Consider the following 12,815-nt stretch of genomic DNA (forward strand, 5'->3'; position numbering starts at 1 on the left):
AATGATCATTGAAACCGAGCTGGACGGCGTACCGGTCTTCCTGTCGCCGGCACCGGGACCGATGCGGGCCGGGCTGATGTTCCGGGTGGGCCGCGCCGACGAGACCCTGGCCACGACGGGTATCACCCACCTCGTGGAGCACCTTGCCCTCTACCGGCACGGCGTGGCCGACTACCACTACAACGGCGCCACCGCAGAGTGGATCACCCACTTCGCCGTCTCCGGCACGCCGGAACACGTGGTGGACTATCTCGCCGGGGTTTGCGAGGCTCTGGCCGATCTGCCCATGGCCCGGCTCGACGCGGAGAAGTCGATCCTGCGCACCGAGGCGGCGGGGCGCCAGCGCGGCCCCGTCAGCGCGATGGCCACCTGGCGGTACGGCGCACAGGGGCAGGGGCTGCTCAGCTACCCGGAGTGGGGCCTGTCCCGGCTGACCGCCGACGAGGTGCGCGCCTGGGCGAGCACCCATTTCAACCGGAGCAACGCCGTGCTGTGGCTGACCGGGACCGAGCTGCCCGCAGGCCTGTCCCTCAAGCTGCCGGAGGGCCGGCGGATGGCCGTGCCCACCGGCGCGGAGACGTTCCTGCCGCATACGCCGGCCTACTTCAACGAAGGCAGCGGCGGCATCGCCGTCAGCGCCATCGTCCCCCGCTGCGCGGCCGCCCAGCTCTACGCGGGCGTGCTCGAGCGGGCACTGTTCCGCAGCCTGCGCCAGGAGGGCGGCTACTCGTACACGGTCGACGCCGCTTACAGCACCAAGGGCACCCACGACCAGGCGACGATCATCGGGTACGCCGACGCGCTGCCGCAGAAGCAGGATGCCGTGGTGGGTGCGTTCCTCGATGTCCTCGCCGCACTACGGGCCGGTCGGATAGAGCAGAGCGAACTGGATTCGCTGCGTCACAAGGCGGAGCAGGAGCTCGGTCACCCTGAATACGATGCGGGAACCCTGCCGCACCGTGCCATGAGTCGGCTGGTCGGGGCGGACTACCGAGATGCGGACACCCAACGCCGGGAACTGGCCGCCGTGACCGTCGCCGACGTGACCGCCATCGCCGCCCAGGTATTCGACACAGCGCTGTTCCTCGTACCGCAGGGCACCAAGCTGGACTGGGCCGGGGTCGAGCAGGCGCCGCAGTTCTCCACCACATTGGTGCCGGGCCGCTACATGCGGGCGCTGGCGGCGGACGGGTGCGGACTGAGCATCGGCGCGGAGGGCGTCAGCATCAGCTCGCCGGAGGGCAACGCCACCGTCCGGTTCGATGACTGCGTCGCGTTGCTGACCTGGCCGGACGGCGCTCGCCGCCTGATCGGGCGCGACGGCATCAACGTCCAGGTCGAGCCGACGCTGTTCGACATCGACCGGGCATCGCTGGCTTCGATCGATGCTCAGGTCAGCGCGGACCGGACGATCAGCATGCCGGCCCGCGACGCCGCGAACATCCCGCATCCCGACAAACCGCAGCGTCAGTCGCTGCGCAAGCAGATCAGGATGAGCGCGATCGCGACCGCGGTCACCGCGGTCCTGATCACGATGGTGGTGCAGCTCGGCGGTGCGTGGCGGCCGTCCGACGGCGAGCTTGCGGAGAAGGCCCTCCTCTGGCTGGTATTCGGCTGCGCGGGTGCCGCGCTCTGGGCGACGTTCTCGTTGCTCTGGCTCTTCACCTCGTGGCAGCGCCGCAGGCAGGACGCGGTCTGATCGTCGAGCACGGGCGGGAGGGCGGCGGGTCACGCGCTTTCCCGCCCGTGCTTCATGCGTTATCCCGTCGGGCCACGGCGCCGATGCGGCGCGCCGAAGAGGCCATCCACGACCAGGGCGACCCCTGCCTCGCGCGGATGGGTGTCACTCCACCATCGCCCCCGTCGGCCAGAACAAGTTGCCACCGTCAGCCGGCTACCGCGAGCACTCCGAAGACGGCATATTCGGGACAACGCGCCGATGTGACGACGCGCTGGCTGGGTGGCGGGTGATCGTCGACCGCGGGGGCCACGAGCTGCAGGCACCTCGCAGACCGACACGGAAGGACCCACCATGGCTCCGATCAACGATACGCAGCCAGCCGACACCCGGTTGCTTGAGCGCCCGATGATCTGGCCCCGCCGCGTCGACCTCGGCGGCACGGATACTCCCCTGGAGCAGGCTGATCGGCTGGGAGCCGCGCTCGGCTTCGCGCCCGGCGCCCTCTGGGTGAAGCGGGATGACCTCACGGGCCTGGGCGGCGGCGGCAACAAGGTCCGTCACCTCGAGTACCTCTGCGCCGACGCGATCGATCGTGGCTGCGACCTCCTGGTGACCGGAGGAGGACCTCAGAGCAATCACATCCGACTGACCGCCGCAGCGGCGAACCGCGTGGGGCTGCGGTGCCGGCTGGTCATATCGGGTTCCAACCGCCGACGGCGTGCCGGCAACATGTTGCTGACCGGCTTGCTGCAGCCGGAGATCCGCTGGGTGGGCGACATCAGCTATCCGGCGACTCAGCGGGCCATCGGCGCCGAGGTGGAGCGGGCACGGAGCGAGGGATACCGTCCCTACCACATTCCCGTGGGTGGAGCGTCGGCCATGGGCGCGGTCGGATACGCGCGCGCCGCCGAGGAGATCCAGGCACAACTGCCGGGAGTCGGCCTCATCGCCACCGCGACCGCCTCGGGCGGCACCCACGCCGGCCTCGCCGTCGGCATGCGGTCGTTCGAGCGGGTGCTGGGTGTCGACGTGGCCGCCCAGACGGAGCTGGATACGGCCGTGACGACGATCGCCAGGGGCACGGCAGAACTCTGCGGGGTGCCGTACCCGGCCGGCGTGCCCAGGTTCGACCATCGACACGCGGGACGGTACGGCGCTGTCACCGACGCCGTGCGGTGGGCGATCGCTGTGGCCGGCAAGTACGAGGGACTGCTGCTCGACCCGGTATACACGGCCCGGGTCCTGGCGGCGCTCGGCGACGGGCTCCGGCACGGCGAGCTCGCCCCCACGACCACCGTTGTGCTCCTACATACGGGCGGTACGCCCATCCTGCACGCCGTGCCCTACCGGAAGGATCTGCGCTGACAGGAGCGACGACGCGGAACGAATCCTCGCCGCCGCGCCGGGGAACCATTCAGCCGCGTGGTCCGTACATGATGACGGCGACGCCGACGAGGCAGATCGCGGCGCCGATGATGTCGTAACGGTCGGGTCGGAACTTGTCGACGGCCATGCCCCAGGCCAGTGATCCGGCGACGAATACTCCGCCGTACGCGGCGAGGATGCGGCCGAAGTTGGCGTCAGGTTGGAATGTGGCGACGAATCCGTAGGCGCCGAGTGCCATGACGCCGCCGGCGATCCACCATAGGCCGCGGTGCTCGCGCCAGCCCTGCCAGATCAGCCAGGCGCCGCCGATCTCCAGCAGTGCGGCCAGTGCGAACAGCACGGCGGAACGGGCGATCGTCATGGTCGGCAGCGTACCGATCCGTCGTGGTCAGCCGGCGCAGGAGCAGGCGCCGCCGTTGCAGCCGGTGGTGTGCGTACGTCGTCGGTGGAGGAGCCACCCGGCGAGCGCGGTCGCAGCGGCGAGGAAGAGTGCGATGCCGGGCAGGATCTGGCCGAGGTAGGCCCACCCCGCTCCACCGAGAACACCCGCGGCGGCCAGCAGGGGGATCGCGCAGCACAAGGCGCAGGCGACGCCGGTGAGCCCGCCGAGGCTACCGGGCAGGAGGCGGCGAAGTCGATTGGTCACGGGCGTTCTCCTCGATCGAGGTCGGCGAAGGGCAGAGGGCAGCAGGCGCTGGTGGCGCAGGTGGTCAGGTCGTCGCAGCCGGCATCGATCGCCTCCCGTAGCGTCGTGGCGATGATCTGGAGGTCGGCGATCCTCGACTCGATCTCGGTCAGTTTGGTGGCGGCTCTGGCCTGCAGCCCCGTGTCGGTGCGCCGGCCGTGGCGGTGGCGGCCGAGGTCGACGAGGTCGGTGACCTCGTCGAGGGTGAAGCCGAGCCGCTGCGCGGTTTTGATCACCCGCAGGAGGGTCACCGCAGAGGTCGGGTAGAGCCGGTGTCCGCCGGGGCTGCGTGCGGGTTCGGCGAGCAGGCCCCGCCGCTCGTAGTAGCGAAGTGTCTGCTGGTTGACCCCTGCCGCGTCCGCCAGTTCGCCGGAGCGCAGCGTCATCGCCGCACCCCGGGGGACGCGACGCGACGTGCAAGCGCGTCCAGTAGATCAGCCTGTGTCGGCGGGACGTCGATGTCGAACAGCACGCGGCCTGGCTGCGGTTTTGTGATAGTGAAGTGGAAGAAAGAACAGCATGCGTTCTCTCGTTCGGCCAGGTCGCGGACGGCGCCCACCAGAGACGCCGAACCGGCGAGGGCCAGCCGAAGACGCGAGGAGCCGATCCGGTCGACCTGTTCAACCATGGCGAACAGCTCGTCGAACTCAGCCAGGCGAAGCGGCTGTTCGGCGGTCGGCAGAGTGCACGCGTCGGGCACCCAGGACAGCCCGGATTCGCATTCTGTGGTCATGTGTCCACCGTAAGCCTGTACCCGGGTACCGATTGCAAGAGCGGCGGCGTCCCGGACGGTCTCGGGCTTGTCGGGTACTGCGACGGCGACTGGATGATCGGCTCTGTCGCTCGTTCAGGTGGTGACCTCGAGAGTCAACCGAACTCGGGGCAGTCCGACGGCAGCGAGACGGTATCGGTATATCGCCACCAATGCCGAAAGCCAATGCCGAAAGCCGCTGTCGATGCGACGTCCGCACCCCGACACGTCCAGGAATAAAAGCACACTCCCTCAAATTCCGCTACCCCGCTTCCACCAAGCATTGACGCTGGCAATTCGCCTTCGGTAAGGGGCATACGGCACACCGGCACTGGCTGTACTCTCAGCGACCTCGGGCGGATCGCAGCACGTGGCACGCCCTTATCAGCCGTAAGATCGCAAGGGAAGAAATGAACCGCAAAACGTACAAAAGCTTGGTCGGAGCGTGGCTGAGCGCATCGCTCGCCGGCATCGTCATCGCTGTTGCCGGCGGCTCGCCCGCCGCCGCCGGCCCAACGGTGTGTGAGCCGCTGGAGCATGATTGGCGGATCACTCATGTGGAGAGCCGGCCGACCATCAACCTCGCCAACCGGATAGTCATCGGCCAGGGCCAGACGGGCAAACAAGCGGTGGAGGTCGCCGTTCAGGAGGTCTCTGCCTTCGAGTGGGGCGCCAGCGTCGGCGTCTCGGGTGAGTTCCAGGCATGGGTCTTCAGCAAAGTGACCGTGCAGGTCGGGTTCAACTTCAAGAAGTCGACGTCGACGACCACGACCACGAAGACCACGCGCGAAATAAACTTCACCGAGATCGGCGAATACATCGCTTTCGAAGGAGTCGCGAACGTAGAGGCGAGTTTCGAGGAATGGACCTGCAATTCCTCCGGAACCGTCCTCTCGAAGCGGTCCAGCGGTAACTTCAAGTCGTTCAGCACCCTTTCCGAGATGGGCGGGGTCAAGTGTCCGCGGCCGGGATATACCCCCGTATTCGACACTCTGATGCAGAAGCAAGCCGCCACCCTGTGCGACAACAGCACCTTCTACTCGCCGATCGGCCCTGGCAGTGCGGGCGGCTGCACCACACAGGTGTGCAATCCGCTCTACTTCCAGCCGATCTCCTACAACCCGGGCGCGAACCCAGGGCCCACTCCTCCGGTGAACCGCACCGATCTGTCCGGCGACGGCAAAGCGGATCTGACCATCCGGCGGATCAGCGACAGCAATCTCTACCTGAACCAGGGCAACGGATCCGGTGGATGGGGACCGACAAACCAGCAGATCGGCAACGGCTGGGCGGACGCCGATCTCCTGACCGCACCGGGCGACTTCACCGGTGACGGCAAGAACGATCTCATCTTCCGGCGCCCCAGCAACAACAACCTCTACGTCATTCCGGGCAATGGTGCTTCCGGCTGGCTCACCCAGCCGTACCAGATCGGCAACGGATGGGCGGATACCGAGCTGCTCACCTCTCCCGGTGATTTCGACGGAGACGGCGAATCCGACCTGATCTTCCGCCGCCCCAGCGACAAGCACCTTACCTCATCTCCGGGAACGGCCAGGGAGGATGGAACACGCAGCCCGTCAAGATCGGCCACGACTGGTCCGACATGGACATGCTGGTGGCCACACCGGACTTCTCCGGCGATGGCAAGCCCGACGTGCTCTACCGCCGTACCAGTGACAAGAACTTCTACATGGTTCGGGGCAACGGCGCCGGTGGCTGGATCGACGGTGCGAGCATCCAGATCGGCACCGGATGGCACGACGCCAACATGATCGTGGCTCCCGGTGACTTTTCCGGCGACGGCAAGGCCGACATCATCGTGCGGCGGGCAAGCGACAACAACCTCTACATGCACACCGGAAACGGCTCCGGCGGATGGAGCACCACCAACGTGCAGATCGGCGTCGGCTGGTACGACCTCAACCTGATGGCGGGCGGTTCCCGCATCTAGAACAGCCTTTCATCGAGGAGCCTCCGCCCCAGCCGTGAGATTCAGGCCAGGGCGGAGGCACACCCCAGGACTCGACGGGTTGAGCGGCCGCCGCCCGTCCTCGATCAACGAGCCACCACCGAGTTCTACCAGCAGGCACCAGCCCGCAAGGCCACGATGGTCGCGAACCAGTGGACGACGAAGGCCGCAGGAAGGTATGCGCGGAGAGTGTTCCGGAACGAGGCCAGGGTTATCGAGGTCGCTGAGACGCTGATCCGGCGCACCCGGCAGCCGCAGCTTATGCTGTGGGTCGCATGGCTAGTCATCCATGCCGATGCCGTCACACCGACGACGAGACCCTGCTGTTTCAGCTGCTGACCCGTCTCGCCCGCGAGCAGCACCAAGTCACCGACGAGCACGTCGCTCGGGTGATCGACATCAACCAGGTAGAGGTGTAGCAGCGGGTCGCCGCCGAGACCGGAGACCTCAGTGACATGATCGACGCCGCCGAGCAGGTAGCAGCCAGCCATCGATGGGAATATCAACGCAGCCGAGAAGGCCGTCATCGCCGAGTTGCGAACCGCTGCAACCGGGGCTGACGCGCCGACCGGCAGGGTTCGAGACCTCGCCCGCGGTGATGCCCGAGCGGCTCGGTGAATTGTGTTATCTGCATGATCGATTACGTGGAGGGTACACGGGATCCGGACCCTCTCGCCGACACCGCCAACGGTACGGAAACGCAGCGGTACCGTTGGCGACCTGCGGTGCCGTGCGCGACGGCAGGTCAGCAGTCTTCCAGCGCTGCCATTCGGCCGTGTCGAGAACATCAGGGAATTTCTCTGTCACGAGCCCGACCCTTCCGGCGGGTATTCCGAGAAGTGTGCGTTCGACCCACGTCAGGATGGTGTGTCGCAGCCAGTGCGCCCTGATGCCCTGCGTCGCCACCCACGGCAGCGTCCGGCCCAGCCGTACCCAGAGGTGGTCGTAGCGGCGGTAAGTGATGGATTGGCCATTGCGGTACCGCAGCAGGCGTTCGGCCTGCGGTGCATGGCGTTGCTCCGCATGGGCCATCAGATGCGCCATGAGCGTCGGCGACATGGGCTGCCAGCGGACGGTTCCACCCTTTTCTCGCAGCCGGATCAAACCGTCACCGTCACCGTCACCGTCACCGTCACCGTCACCGTCACCGGCGTCGGCGTCGGCGACGGCGACGGTTGGAATGGCCTCAATGGATGCGGCTCGGATCGATCGAAATCCGTGTCCGACCACATCAAAGGCACGCGTGCCGCACGACCCCTTCTGGGCCGTCACCTCTAAGTTTTCACCTCACGTCAAACACATTGCCCTTTCCGGGAAGGCCTCCGAGAATCGCACCGGACCTTCACAGAGAGGGCGCGAAGAAAGGTTGAGTGAGCAATTTGCGACCAATAAGAGGCAAATTGAGAATGACGACCCGGGCCAGTGTGTTTGCGGGAGCTGTGGCCTTCGGCATTGTCGTGAGCCTGAGTCCTGCTAAGGGTGCCCCTGGCGGCCCTTCCCTTTCGCCGACCGAGTGCGAGCCCAACCACAGCCCCATTGTTTATACAAACGTAACTAAGACGGCGAAACTCACTGGGTTCAGGGGCAAAGATGTCTCGCTCGGCAGCGAGGGCGGGGAGGGTGAAACCGTAACCGTCACTACGACATTTGAAGCCGGGGTGGACTTCTCCACCACCGCCGAGGTAAGCGCTGCTGCGATCATTGCCGAATTCGGCAGACAGTACGGTTTGACTCTGAACATGGCTGGCTCGAAGACGTGGGAGAGCTCGGTCACGTCAGACTGGAAATTCACGAATCCGAAAACGAACGGCGACGCGAAAGAATACATTCTATTCACCGGCGTTGAATGGATCACCTCTAACTTCAGCCAGTATCGCTGTGACTCCACCGGCCACATTCTGCCGACGATCAGCGGCACCGTGTCCACGTGGGAGAAACAGATCGCCGGCACAGCCGGATGTGACGCCAACGACTCGCCCGCGACCAGCGTGGGTTGGCTGGCCAAAGCAAAGTGCTCGAACGCCACATTCACCCCCGGCTTCGGGGTTCGCCTGTATTCAGGCGTAGCCTGGTGCGGCGCAGCTGAATGCGTCACCTATGGACACGCGAGCCCTGACCCAGGTGGTGGTGGCGGCGGTGGCAGTAGCAATAAGGCAGAACCCGCGCTCGTGCGCGACGATGGCGACGACACCATGACCATTTGGCGCTGGCTCTCCAACGGTAGCGCCTTCAATCGCACCACAGACTACAAGTCGGGAACGTTCCGACTGGGCGCTGTCGGCGATCGGGTCGCGAGCGGTGATGTCGACGGCGACGGCAAGGACGACATCGTCATGGCCTACCAGAATCCCGACGGCACCTTCTCGTTCGAGGTCTTCAAGAACGGGGTCAGTTCGGCTGGCGAGTGGTATAGGAGCGGCCCGTTCAACCTCGGCCCGGTCGCCAACCGTCTGATCATGGGCGACTTCAATGGTGACGGCATGGACGAGCCGATCCTCGCCTACGATGGCGGCACTTATGTCGTGCTCTATCGATGGACATCGACCGGGTCCGGGTTCGGTGGTGCTCCAAGCACCGCGACGTACTACAACTTCGACCTGGACAACGTGGGTGAACGCGTCGCGGCCGGTGACGTGGACGGCGATGGTAAGGACGATACGGTGATGGCCTACCAGAACTCCGATGGCACCTTTACCTACAAGGTGTTTCGCAGTGGCACCATCGCACCGACGAACTGGTACACCTCCGGCGGGTTCAGCCTTGCTCCCGTGGCAGGTCGCCTTGTCGTCGGCGACTTCGCTGGCGATGGCAAGGAGGAGCCCGCCCTCGTACGCGAGGTGGGCACTGACTCCATGAAGATCTGGCGCTGGACCTCCAACGGCAGCAGCTTCAGCCGCACCACGGATTACCAGGCAGGCACTTTCCGCTTGAGCGCGGTCGCCGATCGGGTGGCGAGCGGCGACACCGATGGAGACGGCAAGGACGACGTCGTGATGGCCTATGAGAACCCCGACGGAACATTCTCGTACGAGGTGTTCCAGGGCGGCATCAGTTCGGCCGGAGAGATGTACCGCAGTGGCACATTCTCGCTGTCGCCTGTCTCCAATCGCCTCGTCGTAGGCCGATTCAACTAGCAGTCGGCGCGTGCGTCGAAGGCGCTAGACCTTGATGATCGACTAAGGGCGGGGTCTCCGGTGTGCACATTCAGGGTGGTCGCTGAATCCGAGCATCGGAGACCCCGTCGCCACGAGCGGTGACGAGGCGTCACGATGTCACCGTGCGCTGATCGACGGGCTCGTCGTCGACCCTATGGCCGTCGACTGGCTGGGCCGGCGCGGCATCGACGCCGAACGCACTCCCGCCGCGATGCCACGAATCATCGGGATGCAAATGGCCTACGGGCTGGTGCGGCTCCAGAACACGATCCCCCGCGATGAGGACCGGGGTCAAGCTCACTATCGCTGGCCTGGCTCACCTGCCCCAGTTCACGCCGTTGGTGGACGGGATCCTGCGCGTCGTCGCTACGGCGGATGGATGATCAAGCAGTTATACCGCGGGTCGGCGACCGGGGGCAGGGTGGTGCCCGGGTGCAGGCCGTGCCAGCGCCGTGCCGGGACCGGCAGGCGCAGGTGCCATTCCGGGGTGACCTTCACGGTCCCGCGCGGGTCCGGGGTCGCCTGGATCAGGCCGCCCAGCTCCGACAGGGCGACCGTCGCCGACGGGGCCCAGTTCAGGAGCTTGAGGAGGCCGGTCGCCCAGAGCCGGCCGTTCTTGTCGATGGCCGTGACATCGCAGGCCACCTCAGGTGTCAGCAACGACGGCAGGCGCAGCAGCGGAGGCGGCGGCCGGTTGCCGCGACGGCCCGATCGGCCGGAAGTCCCCGTGGCCCGTTCCCGGCAGGGTGAGGGGGCGCAGTACGCTGCGGGTCATGACGCCCACCGCCGCAGACGCGGGGACAGGCGATCAGGATCTTGCAGCTGGCGAGTATGTTGAAGCGTGATTTAACACGCATACGTCGAACGACGCGAAACGCGTCAAAATTGTGTCCGAGGGGGGACTTGAACCCCCAAACGTCGCGAGTACGCTACGCGCGTACTCATGGGCGAGGACACTACCGCCACCACCAGCTATTCCGCAAGATCTATCATGTTGTTGAAGCTGCCTCGCCAGCGTCCCTTTCGTGTGGTTTGCCATCATGGGCAGGCCTCTGGTCAGTATCACCGGGGCTGCCACCACAGCACAGACAACCGATACCGCCGGCGACGGACGGGTCAGGATCATCCTCGGCAACGGATCCGGCGCCCCTGTCGGCCCCAACCAGCCGCTGTCCGACATCCTCGCCGCCGGCGCCCGCATCGAGCCCACCACCGTCACCTTCTACGTCCGACTCGGCCAAGCACCCACCGCAGCCCAGCTGGACAACTCGCCGTGTATTCGGTCGCTGCGCGTTTCTCGCATCCTGTGACCCATCCGCATGCCCTACCCACAGGCCGACACTATGACACCAACAGGAAGGTTCCGCCGTGTACGCGCCCGGTGGGACAGCCCAACTTCAGGACTGGCACCGCCCTGCTCGGGCCATTCGCATCGACCGGCACCACATGGCGGGCCGCCTTGCACAGGGCTGTGAGGTGTCAGCCGGTCTGGTCTGCGCGGTTCCATACGGCGATGGTGGCGGCGGTGCATGCCGCTGCGGTGGCGGTGACGGCGGTGATGCTGGGGATGCCGACGGTGGGGCCGTCGGGTCCGGTGATGCCGGCGTAGAGGGCGGGTACGGACCAGGGGAAGGCGAGTCCGTAGCCGAGTGCGGCGATGATCTGTGCGGCGAGGAGCAGTAGGAACATGGCGCCGACGGCGGCGAGGTAGCCGCGGCCGGCACTGGCGGCGAGGGCGAGTGCGCTGGTGAGTGCTGCGGTCATGGCGCCGGTGGCGAGCAGGTGCAGCAGTCCGTCGACGGCGGTGGCGGTGGTCCAGCCGGGTAGGTGCAGGAGTGCGCCGATGGGCAGGCTGAGGGCGTAGACGTAGAGGGTCAGGAGCAGGGACCAGCCGGTGGTGACGGCGAATTTGGCGCCGGCGATGGCGGTGCGGGTGGTGGGGAGGGCGAGGAGGTCTTTGAGGGTGTGGTCGGAGTGTTCGCGGCCGAAGGTCCAGATGGTGAGGAGCCCGAAGATGAGCATGCCGCCGATGGCGACGCTCTGGGCGAGCAGTGCGTGGTAGCCGGGCCAGTCGGCGGGGATGTCGGCGAGTTGGGCTTTGGCACCGAGGAGTCCGAGGTTGCGGGCGCGGTCGGGGTCGGCGCCGATGAACATGAACATCCCGCCGACGGCGGTGGCGACGGTGAACGCCAGGAGGCTGATCCACCACAGCCGGGAACGGCGGAGTTTGAGGATCTCGGTGATGAGGGCGGCGGTCACGGCTGGTTCCTGTCGGGGGCGACGAGGCGCAGGAAGTAGGTTTCGAGGTCTTCGGTCTCGACGGTGAGCCGGGTCGGTGGGCAGCCCGCCCGGACGAGCAGGGTGGCGATGTCGTCGGGGCGGTCGACGGCGGCGGGGTCGGTGGTGGTCAGCGCGCCGTCGTGGGGTTCGGTGCGGTATCCGGCCGTGTGGAGGACTGCGGCGGCAGTCGGGTTGTCGCGGGTGGCGACCAGGAGGCGCCGGTGCAGGTGGTGGGGTAGCTGGTCGGTGTCGAGTTCCTGGCGCAGGGTGCCCTGGTGGATGACGCCGATCCGGGTGGCGAGGCGGGCGACCTCGGTGAGGATGTGGCTGGACAGGAAGACCGTCACACCGTGCTGGGTGGCGAGGTCGTGGAGCAGGGCGCGGATCTCGGCGACTCCGGCAGGGTCGAGGCCGTTGGATGGTTCGTCGAGGATGAGCAGCCGGGGGTGGTGCAGGAGCGCTTTGGCGAGGCCCAGGCGCTGGGCGTTGCCCAGCGACAGGGTGCGGGCCCTGCGGTGGGCGTAGGGGGTGAGGGCGAGCCGTTCGATGACCTCGCCGACGGTGTTGTGTGGCTGGTGGCGGAGGCGGCGGACGAGGTGCAGGTTCTCGGCGACGGTGAGCTCTGGGTAGGCGGCGGGGGTCTCGACGAGGTAGCCGACGTCGGCCCAGGGACCGCCCCGGCCGGTGCCGACGGGGCGGCCGAGCACGGTGAGGCTGCCGGTGGTGGGGCGGACCATGCCGAGCAGCATCCGGATGAGGGTGGTCTTGCCCGCGCCGTTGAGGCCGAGCAGGGCGTAGATCTCTCCGGCCCGCACCTGCAGGTCGACGGCGTCGACCGCAGTGACGTCGGGATAGCGCTTGGTCAGGGAGATGGCGGAGATCGCGGTGTCGGTGCCGGGCATTGC

Annotated in this window: 16 protein-coding genes; 6 read left to right on the forward strand and 10 right to left on the reverse strand. The window is 66.8% G+C overall.

Annotated features, from left to right (window positions below; translation table 11 throughout):
• Position 1: 1 nt before the first annotated feature.
• Both F4553_RS07020 and F4553_RS07025 read left to right on the forward strand, forming a co-directional pair.
• Entirely contained in the window at positions 2–1,699 is a 1,698-nt protein-coding gene (locus tag F4553_RS07020) for a M16 family metallopeptidase (protein WP_184833700.1), read from the forward strand.
• 333 nt (positions 1,700–2,032) lie between these two features.
• The gene (locus tag F4553_RS07025; RefSeq protein WP_184833702.1) at positions 2,033–3,046 is read left to right on the forward strand and encodes a 1-aminocyclopropane-1-carboxylate deaminase/D-cysteine desulfhydrase; all 1,014 of its coding nucleotides are present in this window, start codon (positions 2,033–2,035) and stop codon (positions 3,044–3,046) included.
• 49 nt (positions 3,047–3,095) lie between these two features.
• Here the strand turns inward: F4553_RS07025 and F4553_RS07030 are convergent, their stop codons facing one another.
• The 4 genes from F4553_RS07030 to F4553_RS07045 are packed head-to-tail and all read right to left on the reverse strand — an operon-like array spanning position 3,096 to position 4,485.
• Positions 3,096–3,428: a YnfA family protein gene (locus F4553_RS07030; protein ID WP_184833704.1), complete on the reverse strand. Its 333-nt coding sequence runs from the start codon at positions 3,426–3,428 to the stop codon at positions 3,096–3,098.
• 27 nt (positions 3,429–3,455) lie between these two features.
• A complete protein-coding gene (locus F4553_RS07035; protein WP_184833706.1) occupies positions 3,456–3,713 on the reverse strand; it encodes a hypothetical protein in 258 nt (85 codons plus the stop codon).
• On the reverse strand, positions 3,710–4,138 hold the full coding sequence (locus F4553_RS07040) for a MerR family transcriptional regulator (protein WP_184833708.1): 429 nt from the start codon (positions 4,136–4,138) through the stop codon (positions 3,710–3,712). The genes F4553_RS07035 and F4553_RS07040 overlap by 4 nt, the downstream gene beginning before the upstream one ends.
• Entirely contained in the window at positions 4,135–4,485 is a 351-nt protein-coding gene (locus F4553_RS07045) for a hypothetical protein (protein WP_184833710.1), read from the reverse strand. The genes F4553_RS07040 and F4553_RS07045 overlap by 4 nt, the downstream gene beginning before the upstream one ends.
• Before the next feature lie 428 nt (positions 4,486–4,913).
• Between F4553_RS07045 and F4553_RS07050 the strand changes: the two genes are divergently transcribed.
• Together F4553_RS07050 and F4553_RS42890 are read left to right on the forward strand one after the other, a co-directional pair.
• Positions 4,914–6,278, forward strand: a complete 1,365-nt coding sequence (locus tag F4553_RS07050) for an FG-GAP repeat domain-containing protein (RefSeq protein WP_184833712.1) — start codon at positions 4,914–4,916, stop codon at positions 6,276–6,278.
• Positions 6,161–6,457 (forward strand): FG-GAP repeat domain-containing protein, encoded by a 297-nt coding sequence (locus tag F4553_RS42890; protein WP_184833714.1) that lies wholly within the window; start codon positions 6,161–6,163, stop codon positions 6,455–6,457. The genes F4553_RS07050 and F4553_RS42890 overlap by 118 nt, the downstream gene beginning before the upstream one ends.
• Before the next feature lie 125 nt (positions 6,458–6,582).
• Here F4553_RS42890 and F4553_RS07060 read toward each other — a convergent pair whose 3' ends face one another.
• Positions 6,583–7,002 carry a hypothetical protein gene (locus F4553_RS07060; RefSeq protein ID WP_184833716.1) on the reverse strand — a complete coding sequence of 140 codons (420 nt, stop codon included), beginning with the start codon at positions 7,000–7,002 and terminating at the stop codon, positions 6,583–6,585.
• Between the two features lie 97 nt (positions 7,003–7,099).
• Complete coding sequence (locus tag F4553_RS40720; protein WP_246466210.1) at positions 7,100–7,747, reverse strand: site-specific integrase; 648 nt, start codon at positions 7,745–7,747, stop codon at positions 7,100–7,102.
• Positions 7,748–8,133: 386 nt separating this feature from the next.
• On the opposite strand from F4553_RS40720, the gene F4553_RS42275 reads away from it, so the two are divergent.
• On the forward strand, positions 8,134–9,609 hold the full coding sequence (locus tag F4553_RS42275) for an FG-GAP-like repeat-containing protein (RefSeq protein WP_184833718.1): 1,476 nt from the start codon (positions 8,134–8,136) through the stop codon (positions 9,607–9,609).
• A 387-nt stretch (positions 9,610–9,996) separates the two neighbouring features.
• Here the strand turns inward: F4553_RS42275 and F4553_RS07075 are convergent, their stop codons facing one another.
• Both F4553_RS07075 and F4553_RS41735 read right to left on the reverse strand, forming a co-directional pair.
• Positions 9,997–10,290, reverse strand: a complete 294-nt coding sequence (locus tag F4553_RS07075) for an AbrB/MazE/SpoVT family DNA-binding domain-containing protein (protein WP_184833720.1) — start codon at positions 10,288–10,290, stop codon at positions 9,997–9,999.
• Positions 10,277–10,405: a hypothetical protein gene (locus F4553_RS41735; protein WP_281394994.1), complete on the reverse strand. Its 129-nt coding sequence runs from the start codon at positions 10,403–10,405 to the stop codon at positions 10,277–10,279. The genes F4553_RS07075 and F4553_RS41735 overlap by 14 nt, the downstream gene beginning before the upstream one ends.
• Before the next feature lie 250 nt (positions 10,406–10,655).
• Here F4553_RS41735 and F4553_RS07080 point away from each other — a divergent pair, with 250 nt between their 5' ends.
• The gene (locus F4553_RS07080) at positions 10,656–10,940 is read left to right on the forward strand and encodes a hypothetical protein (RefSeq protein ID WP_184833722.1); all 285 of its coding nucleotides are present in this window, start codon (positions 10,656–10,658) and stop codon (positions 10,938–10,940) included.
• A gap of 169 nt (positions 10,941–11,109) precedes the next feature.
• Here the strand turns inward: F4553_RS07080 and F4553_RS07085 are convergent, their stop codons facing one another.
• On the reverse strand, positions 11,110–11,889 hold the full coding sequence (locus tag F4553_RS07085) for an ABC transporter permease (RefSeq protein ID WP_184833724.1): 780 nt from the start codon (positions 11,887–11,889) through the stop codon (positions 11,110–11,112).
• Positions 11,886–12,812, reverse strand: a complete 927-nt coding sequence (locus F4553_RS07090) for an ABC transporter ATP-binding protein (RefSeq protein ID WP_184833726.1) — start codon at positions 12,810–12,812, stop codon at positions 11,886–11,888. Before F4553_RS07090 ends, F4553_RS07085 begins: the two co-directional genes overlap by 4 nt.
• Positions 12,813–12,815: the final 3 nt, after the last annotated feature.

The sequence above is a fragment of the Allocatelliglobosispora scoriae genome, assembly GCF_014204945.1.
Lineage (GTDB): Bacteria > Actinomycetota > Actinomycetes > Mycobacteriales > Micromonosporaceae > Allocatelliglobosispora > Allocatelliglobosispora scoriae.